Source organism: uncultured Campylobacter sp., assembly GCF_938018035.1.
Lineage (GTDB): Bacteria > Campylobacterota > Campylobacteria > Campylobacterales > Campylobacteraceae > Campylobacter_B.
In genome coordinates, this window is record NZ_CALIJF010000289.1 from 1 (window position 1) to 18,842 (window position 18,842).

The 18,842-nt window shown below is 48.1% G+C and carries 21 protein-coding genes and 1 pseudogene; 11 read left to right on the forward strand and 11 right to left on the reverse strand.

Features of this window, described 5'->3' with window-relative positions:
* The first annotated feature begins 281 nt into the window (after nt 1-281).
* From Q0257_RS08600 to Q0257_RS08615, 4 genes and pseudogenes are all read left to right on the forward strand, one after another.
* Nucleotides 282-838, forward strand: a pseudogene (locus Q0257_RS08600) (NAD(P)H-dependent oxidoreductase).
* Between the two features lie 225 nt (nt 839-1,063).
* Nucleotides 1,064-1,294 (forward strand): hypothetical protein, encoded by a 231-nt coding sequence (locus Q0257_RS08605; RefSeq protein WP_298024064.1) that lies wholly within the window; start codon nt 1,064-1,066, stop codon nt 1,292-1,294.
* 139 nt (nt 1,295-1,433) lie between these two features.
* Nucleotides 1,434-1,901: a hypothetical protein gene (locus tag Q0257_RS08610; RefSeq protein WP_298024066.1), complete on the forward strand. Its 468-nt coding sequence runs from the start codon at nt 1,434-1,436 to the stop codon at nt 1,899-1,901.
* A 274-nt stretch (nt 1,902-2,175) separates the two neighbouring features.
* On the forward strand, nt 2,176-2,766 hold the full coding sequence (locus Q0257_RS08615) for a hypothetical protein (RefSeq protein WP_298024069.1): 591 nt from the start codon (nt 2,176-2,178) through the stop codon (nt 2,764-2,766).
* Between the two features lie 611 nt (nt 2,767-3,377).
* Here Q0257_RS08615 and Q0257_RS08620 read toward each other — a convergent pair.
* The 7 genes from Q0257_RS08620 to Q0257_RS08650 form a co-directional block, all read right to left on the reverse strand.
* On the reverse strand, nt 3,378-5,087 hold the full coding sequence (locus tag Q0257_RS08620; RefSeq protein WP_298024073.1) for a proline--tRNA ligase: 1,710 nt from the start codon (nt 5,085-5,087) through the stop codon (nt 3,378-3,380).
* A complete protein-coding gene (gene hemA, locus Q0257_RS08625; protein ID WP_298024075.1) occupies nt 5,077-6,543 on the reverse strand; it encodes a glutamyl-tRNA reductase in 1,467 nt (488 codons plus the stop codon). Before hemA ends, Q0257_RS08620 begins: the two co-directional genes overlap by 11 nt.
* Nucleotides 6,543-7,535, reverse strand: coding sequence for a polyprenyl synthetase family protein (locus Q0257_RS08630; RefSeq protein WP_298024078.1), 993 nt, complete (start codon nt 7,533-7,535; stop codon nt 6,543-6,545). Before Q0257_RS08630 ends, hemA begins: the two co-directional genes overlap by 1 nt.
* A gap of 1 nt (nt 7,536) precedes the next feature.
* Nucleotides 7,537-7,782: a DUF2018 family protein gene (locus tag Q0257_RS08635; protein WP_298024081.1), complete on the reverse strand. Its 246-nt coding sequence runs from the start codon at nt 7,780-7,782 to the stop codon at nt 7,537-7,539.
* 239 nt (nt 7,783-8,021) lie between these two features.
* The gene (locus Q0257_RS08640; protein WP_298024084.1) at nt 8,022-8,345 is read right to left on the reverse strand and encodes a hypothetical protein; all 324 of its coding nucleotides are present in this window, start codon (nt 8,343-8,345) and stop codon (nt 8,022-8,024) included.
* A gap of 378 nt (nt 8,346-8,723) precedes the next feature.
* The gene (locus Q0257_RS08645; RefSeq protein WP_298024087.1) at nt 8,724-9,638 is read right to left on the reverse strand and encodes an HAD family hydrolase; all 915 of its coding nucleotides are present in this window, start codon (nt 9,636-9,638) and stop codon (nt 8,724-8,726) included.
* A complete protein-coding gene (locus Q0257_RS08650; protein ID WP_298024090.1) occupies nt 9,639-9,995 on the reverse strand; it encodes a hypothetical protein in 357 nt (118 codons plus the stop codon).
* A gap of 194 nt (nt 9,996-10,189) precedes the next feature.
* Between Q0257_RS08650 and Q0257_RS08655 the strand changes: the two genes are divergently transcribed.
* From Q0257_RS08655 to cysK, 3 genes are read left to right on the forward strand one after another with little or no spacing between them, the layout of a single operon-like run.
* The gene (locus Q0257_RS08655; protein WP_298024092.1) at nt 10,190-11,461 is read left to right on the forward strand and encodes an aminotransferase class I/II-fold pyridoxal phosphate-dependent enzyme; all 1,272 of its coding nucleotides are present in this window, start codon (nt 10,190-10,192) and stop codon (nt 11,459-11,461) included.
* Nucleotides 11,461-11,874: an Rrf2 family transcriptional regulator gene (locus tag Q0257_RS08660; RefSeq protein WP_177387438.1), complete on the forward strand. Its 414-nt coding sequence runs from the start codon at nt 11,461-11,463 to the stop codon at nt 11,872-11,874. Before Q0257_RS08655 ends, Q0257_RS08660 begins: the two co-directional genes overlap by 1 nt.
* Before the next feature lie 9 nt (nt 11,875-11,883).
* Entirely contained in the window at nt 11,884-12,798 is a 915-nt protein-coding gene (cysK, locus tag Q0257_RS08665) for a cysteine synthase A (RefSeq protein ID WP_298024095.1), read from the forward strand.
* A 484-nt stretch (nt 12,799-13,282) separates the two neighbouring features.
* On the opposite strand, the gene Q0257_RS08670 is transcribed toward cysK, so the two are convergent.
* Nucleotides 13,283-13,414: a hypothetical protein gene (locus Q0257_RS08670; RefSeq protein ID WP_298024098.1), complete on the reverse strand. Its 132-nt coding sequence runs from the start codon at nt 13,412-13,414 to the stop codon at nt 13,283-13,285.
* 83 nt (nt 13,415-13,497) lie between these two features.
* Between Q0257_RS08670 and Q0257_RS08675 the strand changes: the two genes are divergently transcribed.
* From Q0257_RS08675 to Q0257_RS08690, 4 genes are all read left to right on the forward strand, one after another.
* Complete coding sequence (locus tag Q0257_RS08675) at nt 13,498-14,700, forward strand: replication-associated recombination protein A (protein ID WP_298024101.1); 1,203 nt, start codon at nt 13,498-13,500, stop codon at nt 14,698-14,700.
* Nucleotides 14,697-15,053 carry an MmcQ/YjbR family DNA-binding protein gene (locus Q0257_RS08680; protein ID WP_298024104.1) on the forward strand — a complete coding sequence of 119 codons (357 nt, stop codon included), beginning with the start codon at nt 14,697-14,699 and terminating at the stop codon, nt 15,051-15,053. Before Q0257_RS08675 ends, Q0257_RS08680 begins: the two co-directional genes overlap by 4 nt.
* Nucleotides 15,054-15,170: 117 nt before the next feature.
* Nucleotides 15,171-15,455 carry a hypothetical protein gene (locus tag Q0257_RS08685; RefSeq protein WP_298024106.1) on the forward strand — a complete coding sequence of 95 codons (285 nt, stop codon included), beginning with the start codon at nt 15,171-15,173 and terminating at the stop codon, nt 15,453-15,455.
* A gap of 186 nt (nt 15,456-15,641) precedes the next feature.
* Nucleotides 15,642-16,178: a hypothetical protein gene (locus Q0257_RS08690; protein WP_298024108.1), complete on the forward strand. Its 537-nt coding sequence runs from the start codon at nt 15,642-15,644 to the stop codon at nt 16,176-16,178.
* 245 nt (nt 16,179-16,423) lie between these two features.
* Here Q0257_RS08690 and Q0257_RS08695 read toward each other — a convergent pair whose 3' ends face one another.
* From Q0257_RS08695 to Q0257_RS08705, 3 genes are all read right to left on the reverse strand, one after another.
* Nucleotides 16,424-17,188 (reverse strand): hypothetical protein, encoded by a 765-nt coding sequence (locus Q0257_RS08695; RefSeq protein ID WP_298024111.1) that lies wholly within the window; start codon nt 17,186-17,188, stop codon nt 16,424-16,426.
* A 95-nt stretch (nt 17,189-17,283) separates the two neighbouring features.
* On the reverse strand, nt 17,284-18,213 hold the full coding sequence (gene hemC, locus Q0257_RS08700) for a hydroxymethylbilane synthase (RefSeq protein ID WP_298024114.1): 930 nt from the start codon (nt 18,211-18,213) through the stop codon (nt 17,284-17,286).
* Nucleotides 18,210-18,662: an FxsA family protein gene (locus tag Q0257_RS08705; protein WP_298024117.1), complete on the reverse strand. Its 453-nt coding sequence runs from the start codon at nt 18,660-18,662 to the stop codon at nt 18,210-18,212. Before Q0257_RS08705 ends, hemC begins: the two co-directional genes overlap by 4 nt.
* Nucleotides 18,663-18,842: the final 180 nt, after the last annotated feature.

Genomic DNA, 18,842 nt, shown 5'->3' on the forward strand with positions numbered 1-18,842 from the left:
CCGTGCCGCACTACGGCGAGGAGCCGTTCGTGCAAAGCGCGGCTGAAATTTTAAAAGCTTACGGCGGCAAGCTAAATTTGGCGCCGATAAATAACGCCGAGGCGATTGCGGTGCACGGCGATAAATTTGAAATTTTAGGACGCTAAACTGCGGCGCGAAAGTAAAATTTAGCAATAAGCGCTTTGTAAAATTTACGCTTGCGTTCGCATATAAGGCGCAAGGCAGAATTTAAATTTAGGCGCGGCAAGCCGCTAACGAATAAATTTAATCAAAGGATCAAAATGAAAATATTACTTATCAACGGCGGAGCGCCGTTTAACGGCAAAGGCGGCAAGCTAAACAAAACTTTGCACGAGTTAGCCAAAAAAACGCTACAAGCCTTAGGGCACGAAACGCGCGAAACTACGATATTTGAGGGCTACGATATAGATGGTGAGGTAGAAAAATTTCTATGGATGGATGCCGTGATCTGGCAGATGCCCGCGTGGTGGATGGGCGAGCCTTGGCTAGTCAAAAAATACGTGGACGAGGTGTTTATGGGCGGCATAGGCAAGATAGTGGCAAACGACGGCTACGGCACCGGCGGAACTAATAAAGGGTAAATCAATCGCACATGCTAAGCGTTACTTGGAATGCGCCGCTTCAAGCGTTTGATAAGCCGGGCGATTTTTTTGAGGGCGTGGGCGTGGGCGGCGTTTATCTGCATTTTCATAAAGCCAACGAGTTTTTAGGCGCGAAAAGGCTGCCTACTTTTATGTGCAACGACGTCATTAAAAACCCGGACGTAGAGCGTTTTATGAGAGATTACGAAGCGCATTTAAAAAAGGTTTTCGGCTAGCCTTAACGGGCTCAAACGAGTTTATCTGCTCATAGTACAGCGCCAGATGAGCTAAAGCGGATTTATAAGATCGCTTCTTAAAGTCGGATATTACGACGCTTGTGAAATTTTAAAATAATGCCAAGCAGTACTTGTTCGAGTGTGGCTTGCGATGCGCGAGGTTTTCGTAAATCGCGAGATTCGAGCTTTGCTCGGCTGACTGACACTGCGTGATGTGCGGGAGGTGTGAAATTTGCGGTGTTGCAGCGTGAAATTTCAAGTCTTGCGGCGCGCGATTTATGCAGTCACTATATAAAATTTCATACGGCTGTCGCAGCTTCTAAGTCGGTGCGAAATAAAACTTGCGAAACGACGTGGCATTTTGCGATCGTTTTAAATTTTGCAAATGCGCTGTATTTTAGCTCGGTGCGAGATAAAATTTTACGCGGCGCACTTTTATGTGATGTACGCGTCTAGCTTGCCGTTGCTCGTTAGTGCCATGTCAGCGAGTGTCTAAGCATGGATGAGCGCGATGGCTGGCTCGTGTAACTATTAGCGTGCCGTTCAGTGCTGCTAGTGGCTTTAAGAGGCACGATGTGTGTTTACAGGGAAAGAGATGTTAAAAATCGATATGCTTAAATTCTTTCGCTCGGGCGAGTTTGATAACGTAAAAAGTGGATTGAGCTGCGCGCAGATCGCCTCGATGTTCGGCTCTGCGGACGCAAGCTTTAAGAGCGCTGGAGCTGAAATTTTAAAATACGGCGCCTTTGAGTTTCACTTTTTTCGGGGCGAAATTTTTATGATTTTTTCGGATCATTTCAGAAGCGAGCCTTTGGATTTCGGAGGCGCAAGGGCGCGGCAAATCGAAATAAAGCCTTGGATATTATCGGGCTGCCCTGCTCCTATCGATCTTGCGACCGTAAAAAGCGCTTTAAATCGTGAGCGGATCGAGTATCGCGAGCGCGCAACGGATGAGGGTTTGAAGCTAGACTTAAGCAGCAGCGTTACGCTTGCGTTTGAAAGCTTGAGCGGGTTAGGCGAGCCCCGCGGCTACGAGCTTGCCGCATTTTGGATAAAATTTTAGCGTAATTTAAAAAGAGAAATATTTCTTTCGCGCGCTTTTTAAATTTAGCTTTTAAATTTACGCTTCGTCGAATGAAAATGAATGAAAATCCAAGCTAAATTTTGGCAGAAGCGGCGCCTTGTATCGCGCACGGCGCCGGAAAAACCGAGCCGTATTGGCTACAGAAGTACGGATTTAAAGATCGTGAAAGTTTGGAGTGACGTAGCTCCGCTTTTCTGCTGCTACGGCGCGCCAGGATGAAGCGCCGAAATAAAATTTAAACAAAAGAGATTTGATGCTTTTTGATACAAAATACGATGAAAAAAAGATCGCTAGCTTTAATCAGATGAATACGCTTTTAAGATGCGTGCTGCTGTTTTTTATCCTTGGCGCGGATGCGGCGCTGTATATGTCCTACACGGCCGTGCTGCCGTCTAGCCCTGAGGATTTGCAGACCATAGAGGGGCGCGTCATATATGTGCAAACGAATAAGAGCAGAGGGACTAGTTATTATAAGTTAAATTTGGTGGATGGCGCGCTTAAACAGAGGCGTTTTTATTTAGATGTTTATAGTACCGAGATAGATGGATACAAGGCTGCGATATACGACAAAGAGGTAAAAATTTGGTACCAAAGGATCGGGGTCGATACCGACCTTGCACGGCAGATCGTCCTTAAAGACGGGCAAATAGTTTTAAAATACGATTATGCTTTTGCAACCAGGTTTTATTACAATACCATATCCGATTCCTATAAAATCACATATTTGAAATGGGGCGGCGGTGCGCTTGCGCTTTTGATCGTTCAGATCGTTTTGATTCGGATAGCGAGGAGAAAATACCGCGTCAAATGGGGCTACTACGAAAAACCTACGAATAAAATTTAAACTCGGTCGTCGCCAAATAAATTTAGGCAAAATTTTGACCTGGTAAAATTTCGGATCGGCTTTTGCGCGCTGATTAAATTTACGCGTCCGCTGTGCCGCGAAATTTAAATCTTAAATTTAAATAGCGAAATCAGAAAAGTGAAATCGCGGTTTAAATTTTACTTTTTAAAATCGTTTTGAAAAAGGGCGGGTAGAGACCAGAGTTTTATCACGGAATTTTGTTTTGGCATTTTGCGAGAGCGGCGGAAACGCGCTCTTTACTTTTTGTTTGCGCGGTCAAAGGCGGAAATTTTATTTACGTGCGGCTTAGAAGGCGGTGCGGTACCGCGCGCAAACTCATGCTTTCAAATTTAGCCGCAGTGAAATGGCGGTGCGGCTTAAGCATAAATTTTTATCGTTGCGCCTTGACGGTATCTCTGCGCGGCAACATAGTAAATTTATAAAATTTATGCCCTGTCCGAGCTCAAAAACCTATTCTCACTGCGGCTAGCGCGGTAAATTTATAAAATTTCACGCCGCGCCGCGTAGCAAAATCAGCTCGCAAATTTCAAAATATGGCGGAAAAATTTAGCCCAAATTTAGGGCTAAATTTCATGCGCTTACTAATTTTTCTAGGCTAATTTTTTCTCTATAAATTTTAAAATTTCATTCGCGCTTACGCTCTGCCGCTTTAGGCCTGCGCGAGTGATGAACTCGACACTTCCCTCCGCTAGGGCTTTGCCCACGAGCACCGCGTACGGAAAGCCCATCAGCTCGAAGTCGTTCATCTTCACGCCGAAACGCTCCGCGCGATCATCAAGTAGCACGCGGATACCGCGCTCGCGGCACTGCTCGTATAGTTTCTCGGCAAATTCTACCGTAGCCGCGTCTTTGTGATTTGAAATGATGATCTCAAGCTCGAAAGGCGCCAGCTCGCGCGGCCACACGCAGCCTCGCTCATCGTGGCTGCTTTCGATCGCTACGGCGATAAGGCGGCTTGCGCCGATGCCGTAGCAGCCCATGTAAAACGCACGAGCCTTGCCGTTTGCGTCCAAAAATCGCGCTCCCATCGGCTCGGAATAGCGCGTGCCGAGCTGAAAGATATGGCCCACTTCGATGCCTTTCGTGATGCCAAGCTCGCCGCCGCAGCACGGACATGCGTCGCCTTCGCCCACGGCGGTAAGATCCGCAAAGCGCGATTCGTTAAAATTTATCACGCTAGCGCCCACGTAGTGGTAATCGGGCTCGTTCGCGCCCGCAATCATCTCGCGCGCTCCTTTTAGCTCGGCATCGATGTAAAATTTAGCTCCCTCGCCGAGCCCGAAAGGTCCGCAAAAGCCCGCCGTAAAGCCCGCTTGCGCGATCTCCTCCTCGCTGGCATCGATTAGTTCCAGCGCGCCTGCGGCGTTTTGCGCCTTGGTCTCTTGCAGCTCGTCGCAGCCGCGGATAAAAAACGCTACGATCTTGCCGCGATCCTCGTATAGCGCTTTTTTGATCACCGCTTTGATAGTGTAGAATTTATCCACTTTGAAAAATTCCGCCACCGCGTCGATCGTTTTCATCGCGGGGGTTTTAAATTTCATCATGCCATCGGTCTCGGGCGCGGCGGCGTTCGTGGTTTTGGGCGCGCGGCGCGCAGCCTCGATATTTGCGGCATACTCGCAGCGCTTGCACACGACGATATCGTCCTCGCCGTTATCCGCTAGCACCATAAACTCCTTGCTGCCGCTGCCGCCGATCGCGCCGCTGTCCGCGTCAACCGCGCGAAAATTTAACCCAAGTCGCGTAAAAATCTGCGAGTACGCCTGTCTCATCACCTCAAACTCACGCTTCATATCCGCAGCGTCTGCGTGAAAGCTATAGCCATCTTTCATTATAAATTCGCGTCCGCGCAGAAGCCCGAAGCGAGGGCGCGCCTCGTCGCGGAATTTCGTATTGATCTGATAGATATTTAGCGGCAGCTGCTTGTAGCTCGTGATCTTATCCGCTACCATCAAAACCGCCGCTTCCTCGTTGGTAGGGCTTAGCACGAAGTCGTTATCCTTGCGGTCTTTGAAGCGCAGCAGCTCCTTGCCGTATTTGGCGTAACGACCGCTTTTTTTCCACGCATCCGCAGACGTCACGACGCTAAAAGAGACCTCCTGCGCGCCCGCAGCGTCCATCTCCTGCCTGATGACGGCGCAGATCCGCTCTAGCACTATCTTTCCTAGCGGCAAAAAATTATAAAGCCCGCTGCCCAGCTGCTCGATAAATCCCGCGCGGATCAAAAGCGCGTGGCTAGGTAGTACCGCGTCTCTGGGGGCCTCTTTTAGGCTCGGAGCGAAAAGCTTGCTAAATTTCATTCTGTCTGTCCTTTTTCTCGTTTTCTTGATTTAAAAATTTTTCGTAGTTTTCTTGCAGTTCAAAAATTTCGACCAGCGCGTTTACTGTGCCGTCAGCATCGTCCGCTTCGCCGAGGTTTTTCAAATTTACCGTCGGAGCGTGCAGAAACGCTTTAAAAACCTGATGGATCAGCTTGCGCGCCTCCTCCGCATCGCTGTGCTTTAGATAGCCCTTTTTAAGCGCTTTGGCTAGCTCCAGCTCGGCTACTTGTTTCGCGCTTTGGCGCAAAGCCTTGATGATCGGCGTGGATGCCGCCGCTCTGAGCCATTTGAAAAATTCATTCGTGCATTTTGCCACGATCGAGTAAGCGATCTGCGCCTGCTCCTCGCGAAGCAGCAAATTTTTCTTTACGATCTCCTCCAGATCATCGACGCTATAAACCTCGATGTCTTCGCTCTGGCTAAGCTCCACGTCGCGCGGCACGGCGATGTCGAAAAAGTAGCGCTTAAATCCTTGCGGCTCCAACAAAGTATCGGTGATAACGGGCTCTTGCGAACCGGTGGCGCTGAAAAATAGGCTATTTACGTTTAGATATTTTTTGAGATTATCAAGGCTATCGATTTTAATACGGGATTGTACCTGCGCGAAGGAATTTGCGCAGGCGGTGGAATTTTTATCGTCCTTGGGATTTTCGCCCGCGAAATTCGCGACATTTCCGGAATTTAAGCCGTCTGAATTTTTTCCTGTGCCGGGATTTTCATCCGCGCAATCTTTCGCATCCAAGGAATTCTCGCCAAGTAGCGAGGCGGCTAGCCTCTGCGCACCGGCTAAATTTCGGTTCAAGATCGTGATATTCGCGCCGCTTGCGAGCAGGTGTTTGCACGCTAGCTCGCTCATCTCTCCCGCGCCCACTACCACGGCGTCCGCGCCCTGCAAGGAGCCCAGTCTATCCTTTGCCATCGCCACGGCGACGCTTGAGACCGAGATCGGATTTTTTGAAATTTCGGTTTGGTTGCGGATGCGCGCCGCGCACTTTAGCGCTTCATCTATCGCTCTTGCGATCTGCGCGCCGGCGCGAGCGTTTTGCATCGCGAATTTATAGGCGTCTTTGAGCTGGCCTACGATCTGCGTTTCGCCCACTACGAGGCTATCAAGAGAGGCTGCGACGGCGAAAAGGTGGTGTATCGCGCCGTAATCTTCGTAAATATCGGCACGCTCGGCTAGCTCGTCGTAGCTCACGCCGCTTACGCGCGAAAGTGCCAAAAGCACGAACTTTTGCGCTTCATCAAAGTCGCTTACGACGGTAAAAATTTCTACGCGGTTGCAGGTGCTAAGTACCAAACACTCCTCTATCGCGGAGTTTGAAGCCAAAAGGCGCAAAATTTCTTTCTTGCGCACATCGTTTGAAAACGAAAGTTTCTCGCGAACCGTGATATCCGTGTTTTTGTGGGTGAAGCTCACGCTCATATACGCCATCAAAACTCCCTATCTATCATATCTCGCACGATTTGCTCCAGCTTGTCGTTTTTAAATTCCGCCACGGCTTCGAGTGCCTTCTGCCCGTAGGCTCGAGCTTCGTTTATACAGCGCTCGATGATGCCGTGCTCGCTAAGCTTCGCTTTGATCCATGAAATTTCGCTCCCGTGCAGCTGTTTTTTAAAAAACGTTTTTAGCTTTTGCCGCTGCGCATCATCTAAATTTTCGTACAAATAGATGTAGGGCAGGGTGGTTTTACCCTCCGCGAAATCGCTCAAGCTCGGCTTACCTAGCGCTTCTGAGCTTTGTGTGACGTCTAAAATATCGTCGATGATCTGAAAGGCAAGCCCCAAATTTTTGCCGTATTCGCCGAATTTTACGCTCGCGCTTGAAATTTCATCATGATCTTTCGCGGCGCTTGGAATTTCGACCTCGTTTTTTGCGCCGTTAATATCTGAAATTTCGCTGCGATTTTCCGCGCCGCCGAATTTCAAAAAAGCCCCGCAGCGCGCGACTTCTTCGATCAAAGCGGAGGTTTTTAGATAGATCATCTGCAGATATTTGCTCGCATCGTCGTTGAAATCGTCGCTTAAGCTCACGTCCATTAGCTCACCCACAGCAAGCTTCGTGACGGCGCCCGAAAGCGCGGCGGCGATGCGGCTTTCAAATTTAGAAAGCTCGAAGTATGCCTTGGAATAGAGTATGTCGCCCAACATCACGGCGTTTTTGGAGCCGTAGGTGGCGTTGATCGAGGGTTTGCCGCGGCGCACAGAGCTTTCGTCGATGACGTCGTCGTGCAGCAGGCTTGCGGCTTGAATGAGCTCGATGATCGCGCACAGACGCAGTGATTTTTCATCTTTTTGCGCGATGTTTAGTAGCAGTTTGGAGCGTAGTTTTTTGCCGGGGCTTAGCCTATCAAACATCTCGTTAGCGGGCTCATAGCCGCATTCTGCGATGAAGCTTTTCATAATTAAATCAATTTGATCTAGCATTTTACTCGTCGTTGCTTAGGATATTTCCGCTCATTTGCAAAAATTTGTCGTTTAGCTCGTCTTGTAGATCCTGCTGCGCGATGAAGCTTTCGATCTCGCGCTCGCTAATGCCGCGCGCTTCGCAGAGCCGCTCACAGGCGATTAGGCGGATTAGAGCTTCTTCGATTTCGTTTTGCACCAAAGTAGGGCTTGCAGCGGATAAAATTTCAAAAAATTTCTCTCTTGGGCTACCTTCAAAAATATCCATTTACCTTCCTTAAAATTTCGCGATTATAGCAAATGTAAAATTTAATTTAGGTTAGGGCGCGGCAAACTATCGGGGCTTTTAAACAGGAGCGATTGCACAGATTTTGCATTTGCGTGCGGTAAATTTTAAGCTTAAGCGCAGGATTTTGGGCTTTAAATCTCATAAATTTTAATTTTACTTGTTTGCAAGATAGGCAGAGCGAGTGGAATTTAAAAATTTAATCTTGGTCGCGTGGCGGATTAAACGCGAAGCTTTGCAGATAGGCGAAATTTTAAATTTAATTTATAGATAAGCGGCTTGATTTTTGCGGAAATTTTAAAATTCTGTGGCGCGAGTAAAATTTTAGATTTCGCGTGAGTGGATAAAATTCTGCTTTGTTTGAGTGCCAAAATTCTTGGATTTCGCGCAGCCGGAGAGGATTTTAGCTTTGCTTGTGCGGTAAAATTTTGATTTCTGCACGGCGGATAAATTCTATTCTCACAAAATCTAATCGTGTGTATAACACAGATCAGGCTTTTTAAAATTTTAAAATTCCGCCGCTTTGCGAGAATTTGAAATTTCATGGACGCGGTAGAATGCTAAAATCGCGTTTGGCATTAAATTTTAAGTCTGGCTTTCGAGGCAAATTTTAAATTAAGCCGCGAGAGAGCGTCTTTAAATTTTTAAAATTCCGTCACCTTTTACAGATAGAATTTCATTTTTCGCGCAGATAAAATCGCGCACTACAAAAGCTACTTTTAAAATTTTAAATTCCACTCGCGCAGATGAAATCCCGGTTTCTCGTGCTAGTGGAATTTTCTGCGCAAGGATTATTTTTAAATTTTAATTTCGCTTACGTTGTGCGCGAGGATGGAATTTGCTCTGTTTTAAGAGCCTAAGCGTGATTTTACCCTGCTACAATACTACTTTTAATTTAGCTATGCCTCAAAAGCCAGGCTGCTTTAAATTCCGCCGATGATTTCGCGCGCTTGCGCGATGCTTAGGGCATTACGGCTTAGTTCGCTAGGCTCGCCAAACCCCCAGCATACCTGCAAATACTCAAGTTTTGCGCCTCTTAGATCTGCCAAGTTTGCCTGAAAACATCGCGCTACTGCAGCTTGTGCGCTTTCCGTCGCTTCTGCTTTTGCGGAAATTTTGGCACCTTTAAAGCTTAGCGTTGCCGCCCCGTCAGCACCTGTGTCGTTAGGGCGGAATTTTTTATCTGCGTTAAGATTTTCGCCGCAAGAGCTTAAGCTTCCGCTGCTAGCGCTGAAATCCTTTCTATTAGTGCCACGGCTAGCATTTAAGCTCTCGCCGTCATTGCCGCCTTGAAATTCTAAATTTTGTAAAAATTCTGCGCCACGGAGTGCGGCTAGCTCATCTTTTTTGCTATCACCTAAAAAAATCGCGTTTTTGTGCGGCGAGCGCGCGATTACGTATAGCAGCATCGCAGGGTTGGGTTTTGATGGCATCTGCTCGTTCGCGCCTACGACCAGATCAAATAGCCTGCGCACCCCCGTCTTTTCTAAGATCGCGCTTAGGGTATAGGAAGGCGCATTGGAGGCGACTGCGAGAAAAAATCCTGCTTTTTTGCACGAGTGCAAAAGATCCTCGATACCCTCGTAAAGCACGGCAAAATCGCGGTAATTGCTTACGAATTCTTTCTCGAAAAAAGCAAGCTCTTCGGCGCTCGCTTCGGTTTTGCCGTAAAATTCCAAAAAGGCGTTTTTGCTTGGATCGTTGATGGTGCGGACGATGAAATTCTTTTGCAGCGGTGCTAGTCCGTAGAGCTCGCGGCGAGTGTTATTGACGCTGATTTCGATCGCGTGCGAAGAGTCAAGCAGCGTGCCATCCATATCAAAAATCACGGTTTTCATCTAATAATCCTTTAAAAAATCGATTTTGTGCTTGTCTTTTTTGTAACTCTTATTATTTTTGAGCTTTTGCAGAGCGTTTGCTTCATGCTGTAGCGCTGATCTAAACGCGGCATCGCTGATCTGTCCTGCCTCGCTAGCATCAAGGACGTTTTTAGCAAAGCTCTCAAGCGCCTTGGTGTAGGGACTATCGAGATTTGTAGCGGCCGCTTTAGATAAAATTTCGTAGTTTTTAGCTATTCGCTTCGCAAAAAGCTCTGCGTCGAAATCCTCGCGCTTTAGCAGTGCTACGGCGGATTTTACGAAGCGTTCTAATGCGCGGATATATTTAACGCGCTCATCTTTTTCTTTGATTTGCATGACCTTTCCTTAATTAAAGCGCGCATTATAGCAAAATTCGAAATTTTGGCAAAATTACGCATATTATAAAACTATATTTTAATAACATTTTTTCTATAAATCCTGTATTATAGGTATTTTAAAATCATATAAAAATACTTGACTTTATTTTAAAATTTAGCTATTATTCGCCAAATTTTTTACAAAGGACGAAAATGCAAAAAGAAACCCTCGCAACTCATTTTGGTTACGACTCCGTCGCCGGCTACGGCACGATGGCGGTTCCCATTTATCAAAGTACCGCGTTTAACTTCGGTTCTAGCAAAAAGGCCGCCGATCGCTTCGCACTGCGTGATCTAGGGCCGATTTATGGGCGTTTGACAAATCCTACTACTGATGTTTTTGAGGCGCGACTTGCGGCGCTGGAAAACGGCAAAGCCGCAATCGCGGTCTCTAGTGGGCAGGCGGCGATATTTTTTGCGGTGGCAAATTTAGCCGCGGCGGGCGAAAATATCATCATCGCGGAGAAAATTTACGGTGGCGCAACTACGCTTTTGGCGCATACGATCAAGCGTTTCGGTATCGAAGCTAGGGTTTTTGACTCCGAAACGGCAGATAATTTGGAAGGTTTAATCGATGATAAAACTAGAGCGATCTTTTTTGAGACGCTTTCAAATCCTCAAATTTCGGTTGCAAATACCGCTAAAATCGCTACAATCGCAAATAAGTACGGCGTAGTAACGATTGCGGATAACACGATCCCAAGCCCTGCGCTTTACAATCCGCTTGATGACGGCGCCGATGTCGTAATCCACAGCGCTAGCAAATATATAAGTGGACAGGGGCTTAGTATCGCTGGTGCAATCGTTTCGGGCAAAGGATTAAATTCCAAACTCAAAGGCAATCCGCGTTACGCACATTTCAACGAGCCTGATGAGAGCTATCACGGCTTAATTTATGCGGATTTAGTAGATAATTTTGATATTTATACGCTTAGGATTCGTTTGTCCTTGCTTCGCGATATTGGTGCGACGCTATCGCCGTTTAACGCGTTTCAGCTCATCCAGGGGCTTGAAACACTGCCGCTTCGCATGCAAAAGCACTCGCAAAACGCGCTAAAAATAGCAGAATTTTTGCAAAATCATCCGAAGGTAAAGCAGGTCAATTATCCGGGGCTTGCAAGCTCGCCGTTTAATGCCGCGATCAAAGCGAAATTTAAAAACGGCTATGCAAGCAGTCTGATGAGCTTCATCGTAGATAGCGAAGAAACAGCGCTAAAGGCGGTTAGCAAGGTTAAAATTTTCTCCGTCGTAGCAAATATCGGCGATACGAAGTCGATCATCACTCATCCTGCGAGCACGACGCATTCGCAGCTAAATGAGGAGCAGCTAAACCGCGCTGGCGTGCCTGCGAGCTTAATCCGCCTAAGCGTGGGTATAGAGGACGCGAATGATTTGATTTCCGATCTTAGTGAGGCACTGAAATAATGGCACTTTTAAGCACAAAGGGCGTTTATGGGCTGGCTGCGATTTTGCAGATCGCCAAAGCTAGCGAAGTAGCGCCTATAAGTATAAAAGAGATCGCCGAGCGTACGGGGGTTTCTAAGAATTATTTGGAGCAAATTCTAAATACCCTTAGAAACGAAAAGCTAGTGTGTAGCATCAAAGGTAAAAACGGCGGCTATCACCTAGCCAGAGATGCTAGCGAGATAACTTTTGGTGAAATTTTTACCGCTCTTGAAAAGGATCTGCGGATGACTAGCATTCAGATGAGCGATCCTGGACTGCGGGCGTTTTTTGAGAAATTTGACGTCAAGCTGGCAGAGATATTTAACGAGCCTCTAAGCAGCTACGAGGAGATGATGGCGCGAAGCGTCCAGTATTTAAATTTCAGCATTTAAAGGAAAAATATGAAAATAGCAAACGATGTTACGGAGCTCATCGGCAATACTCCGTTAGTCAGAATCAATACGTTTGGCAAAAATGCCCTCATCTTAGCCAAGGCGGAATTTTTAAACCCAAGCCACTCGGTCAAGGATCGCATCGCGTGGCAGATCGTAAAAGACGCGCTAAACTCGGGCAAAATCGATAAAAATAGCGTTTTGATAGAGCCTACCAGCGGAAACACGGGTGTGGGGCTTGCGATGATCGCAGCGAAGCTCGGTATGAAGCTCATCCTAACGATGCCAAGCTCGATGAGTATCGAGCGCCAAAAGCTCATAGCCGCATTCGGCGCTAAAATCGAGCTGACTGATCCGAAATTCGGAATGAAAGGCGCGGTAGATAGGGCAAATGAGCTGGCTGCGAGTACCCCAAATAGCTTCATCCCGAGCCAGTTTGATAACCCGAGCAATCCAAAGGCGCATTTTCAAAGCACTGGACCTGAAATTTGGGAGCAAAGCGGCGGCAAGGTAGATATTTTAGTCGCGGGATTTGGCACCGGCGGCACGCTCAGCGGCACGGCGAAATTTTTAAAATCTAAAAATCCAAACCTAAAAGCCTACGGTGTGGAGCCCGCTAGCTCGCCACTTCTTACGTGCGGCAGTGCGGGCGGCCATAAAATCCAGGGCATCGGCGCAAATTTTATCCCTGATAATCTTGATAGAAGCGTCATTGACGGCTTTTTGAGCGTCGAAAACGACGATGCGTTCGCCGCGGCTAGACAGCTGGCGCAAAAAGAGGGCTTGCTCGTGGGTATCTCAAGCGGCGCGAACGTTTATGCTGCCGCACAGATCGCCGCCAAGGCTGAAAACAGGGGCAAAGTGGTCGTTACGATCCTCTGCGATACCGGCGAGAGGTACCTTTCTACCGAGCTTTTCAAATAGGCGGCGGTTTTGCGTGGGTGCGGCGTTAGCGCGGTAATTTTACGCATTTTACGCGGGCGCGCAGCTTCTCGAGATTAAATTTTACGCTGGCGCCGGAATTGGCGCGATGAGTTTTGCGCGATCGCGCGGGTTATTGCGACGATTGCCCGACTATATTTTACATTTTTCGCGTTACGTAGGCGCGAGAATTAATACATTTCTGCGGGGGCGAGGCGATAGTTGCGATGGTTGCGCGATGATTTTATGCAAGCATCGCGATTTTTAGCTTTGCTGATTTTGCGTTTATTGATTTGCTAATTTAGCGGCCATCGCCCGTCGCGAGATAAAATTTAGCCCCAAAATAGGGCTAGATTTTAAAATTTCATCTTGCACGCCAAGCTAATTGCGGGCGCGCTATGTATGACGGCGCGACCGCGCAACGCAGGGCATTAAATTTAAAGCCGCCTAGTCCGCCAAATCTGCGCGATCTGTACTCAGCAAAATTTTATATCGCTAACTCACGCGCGCGGCATAAAATTTTTAAAATCCTGTCTAAAATTTTAAAGCTCCTGCGCGCCGCAAATTTCAAGCCCGCGCTGTGCATAAATTCTAAACTCCGCTGTAAATAAAATTTCAAAATTCCGCCCTTTAAATTTAGCCGAATTTCAAAATTTAATCATAAAAACGCTATCATCGGGGCAAAATTTTTAAGGTTGCAAAATGAGTTTGAGCTTGAAATTTCGCCCCAAAAGCTTAGAGCAGATCGTGGGGCAGGGCAAGATCGTAGCGGTTTTTAAAAAATTCGTCGCCGCAGGCAGCATCCCGCACAGTATATTTTTCGGCGCCGCAGGCAGCGGCAAAACGACGATGGCGCGCGTGATCGCAAGCGAGCTGAACTACGATTTTTACGAGCTTGACGCCACGAGCCTGAAGGTCGAGGATATCCGCAAAATTCTATCCTCGCACGCCGGCTCGCTCATCAAGCCGCTCATTTTCATCGACGAGATCCACCGCCTCAGCAAGACGCAACAGGAGGTGCTGCTAATCCCGATGGAAAACTACGCCGCGATCATCATCGGCGCGACGACGGAAAATCCGCAGTTCGTGCTAAGCAGCGGCATCCGCTCGCGCTCGATGATCTTTGAGTTTGAGCCGCTTAGCTATGAGGATTTGGAGGCGCTTTTGGCGCGGGTACAGGGCGAGATCGGCTTTGAGATGGACGAAGAGGCGCGAAAATACCTGCTAAACTCCAGCAGCGGCGATGCAAGGAGTATGTTAAATCTGCTGGAATTTGCGCTTTTAGCGGACAGCGCCATTACGCTGGATACGCTTCGTACGCTGCGTGCTAATGCCGTGGCTGCGGGCGTTAGCAGCGACGATCTGCATTACGAGCTTGCCAGTGCGATGATAAAAAGCCTGCGCGGAAGCGACGCCGACGCCGCGCTGTATTATGTCGCGAGGCTGATAGATGCGGGCGAGAGCGCGGATTTTATCGCGCGCAGGATGGTGATCCTAGCTAGCGAGGACATCGGCAATGCCAATCCAAACGCCCTAAATATCGCCGCCAGCACGCTAACTGCCGTCAGCAAGATCGGCTACCCCGAGGCTCGCATTATCTTGGGGCAATGCGCGATCTATCTGGCGCACAGCCCCAAATCAAACGCCGCGTATTTGGGCATCAATGCCGCTTTGAAATTCGTCCGCTCCGCTGCGCCGCTGCCTACGCCGCGCTATCTCATCAACTCTGACAAGCAGATCGCAGACTACAAATACCCGCACGACTTCGGTGGCTGGGTCGAGCAGGCCTATATGAGCGAGGCAGCGAAATTTTACGAAAGCAAGGGGATCGGCTTTGAAAAGACGCTGGATGAGTGGCTGGCGCGATTGCGCAGAGAAAAGATCGATATTAAGGAACGAGAATGAACTTCAGCAGCGTCCTAAAACTAATGAAGCAGCGCTATGGTGCGGACGGCGAGTATCTGTGGGATGAATATCCGAATTTTGCGGTTTTTCGTCACGCAGGAGGGAAGCGCAAGTGGTTTGCGCTTTTGATGCGCGGGCTTGCAAACGAAAAGCTCGGTCGCGCACTTCCTGGCTCAAGCGACGTGATAAATTTAAAAGTTTCGCCCGATTTGGCGGCGATCTTGCGTGACGGAAAAGGGATTTTTGCAGCCTATCATATGAATAAAAAGCACTGGATCAGCGTCTGCCTTGATGCGGTGCCGCGCGAGCAGATCGAGGATCTAATCGAGCATAGCAGGGAGCTTACGAGGTAGAATTTTGCGCCTGGGTTAGGTTCAAATTTGCGTGCGAAAGAGGCTAAATTTGAACCAAAAGCGCAGATTTTAGCGGCTCGCGAGGCTTAAATTTAAAAATATCCGCAAGGAGCGCGAATGAATGAGCAAAATTTAAAATATATCGCAAATTTAAAAGTGCAGGACGTGCCGTGGAGTAGGCTCACGACCGCTTACGGCAGGGCGAGCGAGTTTGCTGAAATTTTTGAGAAACTCGCGCGGGCAATCGAAACTTGTGATGCGGCGCGCGGCTTGAGTGACGAGCAAAATTTAAAAAGCGAGCCCGGAGCAGGGCAAAATTTAAAAAGTGGGTCCGGTTGCGGGCAAAATTCTACGGATGCGGTAAGATGCGGCGCGGCGCAAAATTCCGTAAATTTAGCGTAAAAGAGTGAGTCGAAATTTAAAAAGGCAGATAACGAAGCGGCGAAATTTAAAGCGGGCGGAGAGACGGAGCTTAAAACAGACGCGGCGAAGTGCGGAGAGGCGGAATTTAAGAGTGCCGATAGCGCGGCGGATAAGAGCTCGAATGCGAGCGAGCGGGAGAAATTTGACGCCAAGGCCCTCCAGGACGTGCTTAGTAAGATTTTTAACGAGATAGAGCATCAAAGTACGCTTTGGCACGCAACCCCTTTTGCGCTGCTGTTTTTGGCGCGTATCTTTATGCAGGCGCGCGCCGTGGCGGGCAAAAACGCGAATAAAAATAATCAAAACGCCGCTGCGGAAGAAATCGGCGGAAATAATCAGAACGCGGCGGATAGAAATGCGGATAAAAGCTGGCAAAATGATGCGGCGAGTAGAAACGACGAAAACTGCGAAAACGAAGCGGCAGGCTTTATCGCGGCTCGGCTCGGCAGGTTTTTTGCGTTTATGATTGAGATTTGCGATGATGCCGATAAGATCTCGCACGCAGCGCCGCTGGCGAACTTTTCGGATATGCTTGCGGAAAAATATCTGTGGCCGCAGAGCGATGAGAATGACGAGGAGCTCTGGGAGGAGCACTTTTACGACGATGAGCTATTTTACAGTCTCTATTTTTATTCGCGGGCGGTTTTGGACGCGACGGGAGTGGACTTTGCGCAGTTTAAGTCTAAGCCGAGTGGCGTTTAAGGCTGTACTATCTCGCCTTTTGATTCTAAATTTAGCGCGACGCGCTTTGGCGATGCTTTGCTTAAATTTAGACTTCAAAAAATTTTAAAATTCTTTAAAAATTTACGGCGTGCAGAATTTACAGATCGTCTTCTTAAATTTAAAATTCGCGCGATTTTTTTGATCGGCGGTATGGTTAAGGCGTGGGTAACGCTTTTAAATTTAGATCGCCGCGAAGCCTTAAACCCGCTTGTGGCAGGGTTTTTTTATGTGGTTTTAAAAAGATACCAATTCGGTGCAATTTTTTCTATCATTATAAACTCGCTAGGGCTCATTTGCGGCAGGTCTGCCTCGTCTTGCACCCGCAAAAAGCCCACGGAGTTATCGGTGATCCCGCCGATAAGTAGTATAAATCTTTTGCCCTCCGTCTCGGCGTGAGAGAGATGCAGGCTTTTGATCTCCGCCTTTGCGCGCTCGGACTCGCCGCTAGCATAAAGCTCGTAAATTTTTTCATATGCCGCTAGATTTTGCTTACCGAACTCCATAAGTTCTTTATCGGGCGCCAAGATTAGCTTTAAATTTACGATATCTGCATCAGTTCTTTGCTCAAATTCGCGTTTTTGCGCCTCGTTAAATTTTTCATATTCGCTTACGATAGCCTCAATAATGGCGGTTTGCGCTAAAACTCGCACGGCGTAGATCCCGTCTTCCTTAGTATAGACGTAAAGATCGAAGTGCTTCTCTTTAGAGCCCAAAAATACGTGAAAAATCTCGCTAAATTCGTCGCTGCGTCCAAGCGGAGCAACCGTGATTTCGCTATAGTTATCCGCCGCGTAGAATTTACGCTTTAAATAGCTTCTCATCTCGCCTTTAAAATAAAGATTTTTATCGAAGTTTGTGTCGCTAAACAGTGAGCGGACGAGCTCCTCATTGGGGCTGGCGTTTAGGCTTAACGCGCAGCTTGCACAAAGTATGAGCGAGGCAAAAATTTTTGAAAATCCCGCTGTTTTAAAAAATCTAAATAAGCTCAAAATTTAATCTTTTGAAATTTTATAAATTTAAAAAGTCCATAAATTCTAGAAATTTTAAAATTTTGCAAATTTTAAAACTCCGTAAATTTCGCCTTTTATAGGCTCGCCATCTCCTCAGCGCGTGCGAGAAGCTGCTTTGCGCCCTTTTCGATAAAGCCGCGCGCTAGCTCCGCACCTACGCTTCGGTATTGCGATTTTTGCGCGACGATGCTTTGGCGGATGCTTTCGCTACCGTCGGGTAGGCCCACTATCGCGCTGATGTGGATATTTTCGCCGTCAAGGCGCGCATTGATGCCGATCGGCACCTGGCAGCCGCCCTCCAAAACCCTAACGAAATCCCGCTCCACGGTCGTTTCGATGATCGCGCGTTCGTCTTTTAGAAATTCTATCGCGCGCAGGATTTGCGGCTCGTCCACCGCCTCGATGCCGAGCGCTCCTTGCCCCATCGCAGGGATCATCTGCGAGATTTCAAAGGGCGCTACGTGTCTCACTTCGGCGCGCAAATTTAATCGGTTGATGCCCGCCATCGCCAAGATGATCGCGTCGAATTCTCCGTCTTTGAGCTTTCGCAAGCGGGTTTGGACGTTGCCGCGCAAGGAGATTATCTCTAAATCAGGCCGCATACTAAGCAGCTGCATCTTGCGGCGAAGGCTCGTAGTGCCGACTTTTGCGCCGTGGGGCAGCTCGTTAAATTTAGCGTATTTTTCGCTAATCATCGCATCGCGCACATCCTCGCGCGCGCAGATTGCCGCTAGCACTAGCCCCTGCGGAAACTCCACGGGCACGTCTTTTAGGCTATGCACGGCGATGTGTGCTTCGCCGCGAAGCATACTCTCCTCAAGCTCTTTCGTAAAAAGCCCCTTGCCGCCGATCTTTGCAAGCGGCGTGTCTAAAATTTTATCGCCTTTGGTTTTCATGCTTTTTAGCTGCGCTCGGATGCCATGCGCTTCAAGCAGCGATGCGATGTGTTCGCTCTGCCACAGCGCAAGCACGCTGCCGCGCGTAGCGATGATCAAATTTTTCATTTTTCCTCCCCTATGCTTTTTCGGATCTCGATTTCGTTCTCCTCGATCACCTCTACGTCGATTACGTCGTCGTTTACGCGGTGGCGTCGCCAGAATTTTCGCTCTCTTTTTTCGGAATTTTCTCTGCTCGTGTTAAATTTAGGCACGTCGCTGGTGACGCAGTAAAATGACGCGGTGATTATGCAAACGCCTAAAATATCGCCGAAAATGCCAGGCGCAATGAGAAAGACGCCGCCTACGACGAAGCCCACGCCGCTTAAAATTTCTTTCGGCGAGATTTTCATTAGATTGAAAAAGCCCATCCACGAGCGGTTTGCTACGACGTATCCGCCTAAAACCGCGCTTATGACGATCTCCACCGCATACGCCGCGAAGCCGTTTGCGCTTACGAAATAATAGGTCGTAAATGCCTCAATTATCAGATACGGAACGATCAAAAGCCTAAACATATTTTTCCTTGAATTATCACTTTAAGCCGCGCCTCTTTAATGGCGCTAAAATTTAATCGCGGATTTTAGCAAATTCCGTCTGAATTTTTAATGTATCGCAAGAGTCCCTCGCAGCCGCGTTTGATATCTGCGTAGCAGCGCTCAAAATCGCGCGTGTAGTAGGGATCGGCGATTTGTAGG

Excerpts from the sequence above, each read along its gene's own strand:
- Q0257_RS08655 (WP_298024092.1), top strand. The coding sequence starts at position 10,190 with ATGCAAAAAGAAACCCTCGCAACTCATTTTGGTTACGACTCCGTCGCC.
- cysK (WP_298024095.1), top strand. The coding sequence starts at position 11,884 with ATGAAAATAGCAAACGATGTTACGGAGCTCATCGGCAATACTCCGTTA.
- Q0257_RS08630 (WP_298024078.1), bottom strand. The coding sequence starts at position 7,535 with ATGCTAGATCAAATTGATTTAATTATGAAAAGCTTCATCGCAGAATGC.
- Q0257_RS08680 (WP_298024104.1), top strand. The coding sequence starts at position 14,697 with ATGAACTTCAGCAGCGTCCTAAAACTAATGAAGCAGCGCTATGGTGCG.
- Q0257_RS08610 (WP_298024066.1), top strand. The coding sequence starts at position 1,434 with ATGTTAAAAATCGATATGCTTAAATTCTTTCGCTCGGGCGAGTTTGAT.
- hemA (WP_298024075.1), bottom strand. The coding sequence starts at position 6,543 with ATGGCGTATATGAGCGTGAGCTTCACCCACAAAAACACGGATATCACG.
- Q0257_RS08705 (WP_298024117.1), bottom strand. The coding sequence starts at position 18,662 with ATGTTTAGGCTTTTGATCGTTCCGTATCTGATAATTGAGGCATTTACG.
- Q0257_RS08620 (WP_298024073.1), bottom strand. The coding sequence starts at position 5,087 with ATGAAATTTAGCAAGCTTTTCGCTCCGAGCCTAAAAGAGGCCCCCAGA.
- Q0257_RS08635 (WP_298024081.1), bottom strand. The coding sequence starts at position 7,782 with ATGGATATTTTTGAAGGTAGCCCAAGAGAGAAATTTTTTGAAATTTTA.
- Q0257_RS08685 (WP_298024106.1), top strand. The coding sequence starts at position 15,171 with ATGAATGAGCAAAATTTAAAATATATCGCAAATTTAAAAGTGCAGGAC.
- Q0257_RS08660 (WP_177387438.1), top strand. The coding sequence starts at position 11,461 with ATGGCACTTTTAAGCACAAAGGGCGTTTATGGGCTGGCTGCGATTTTG.
- Q0257_RS08675 (WP_298024101.1), top strand. The coding sequence starts at position 13,498 with ATGAGTTTGAGCTTGAAATTTCGCCCCAAAAGCTTAGAGCAGATCGTG.
- Q0257_RS08650 (WP_298024090.1), bottom strand. The coding sequence starts at position 9,995 with ATGCAAATCAAAGAAAAAGATGAGCGCGTTAAATATATCCGCGCATTA.
- Q0257_RS08640 (WP_298024084.1), bottom strand. The coding sequence starts at position 8,345 with ATGAAATTTCAAATTCTCGCAAAGCGGCGGAATTTTAAAATTTTAAAA.
- hemC (WP_298024114.1), bottom strand. The coding sequence starts at position 18,213 with ATGAAAAATTTGATCATCGCTACGCGCGGCAGCGTGCTTGCGCTGTGG.
- Q0257_RS08645 (WP_298024087.1), bottom strand. The coding sequence starts at position 9,638 with ATGAAAACCGTGATTTTTGATATGGATGGCACGCTGCTTGACTCTTCG.
- Q0257_RS08615 (WP_298024069.1), top strand. The coding sequence starts at position 2,176 with ATGCTTTTTGATACAAAATACGATGAAAAAAAGATCGCTAGCTTTAAT.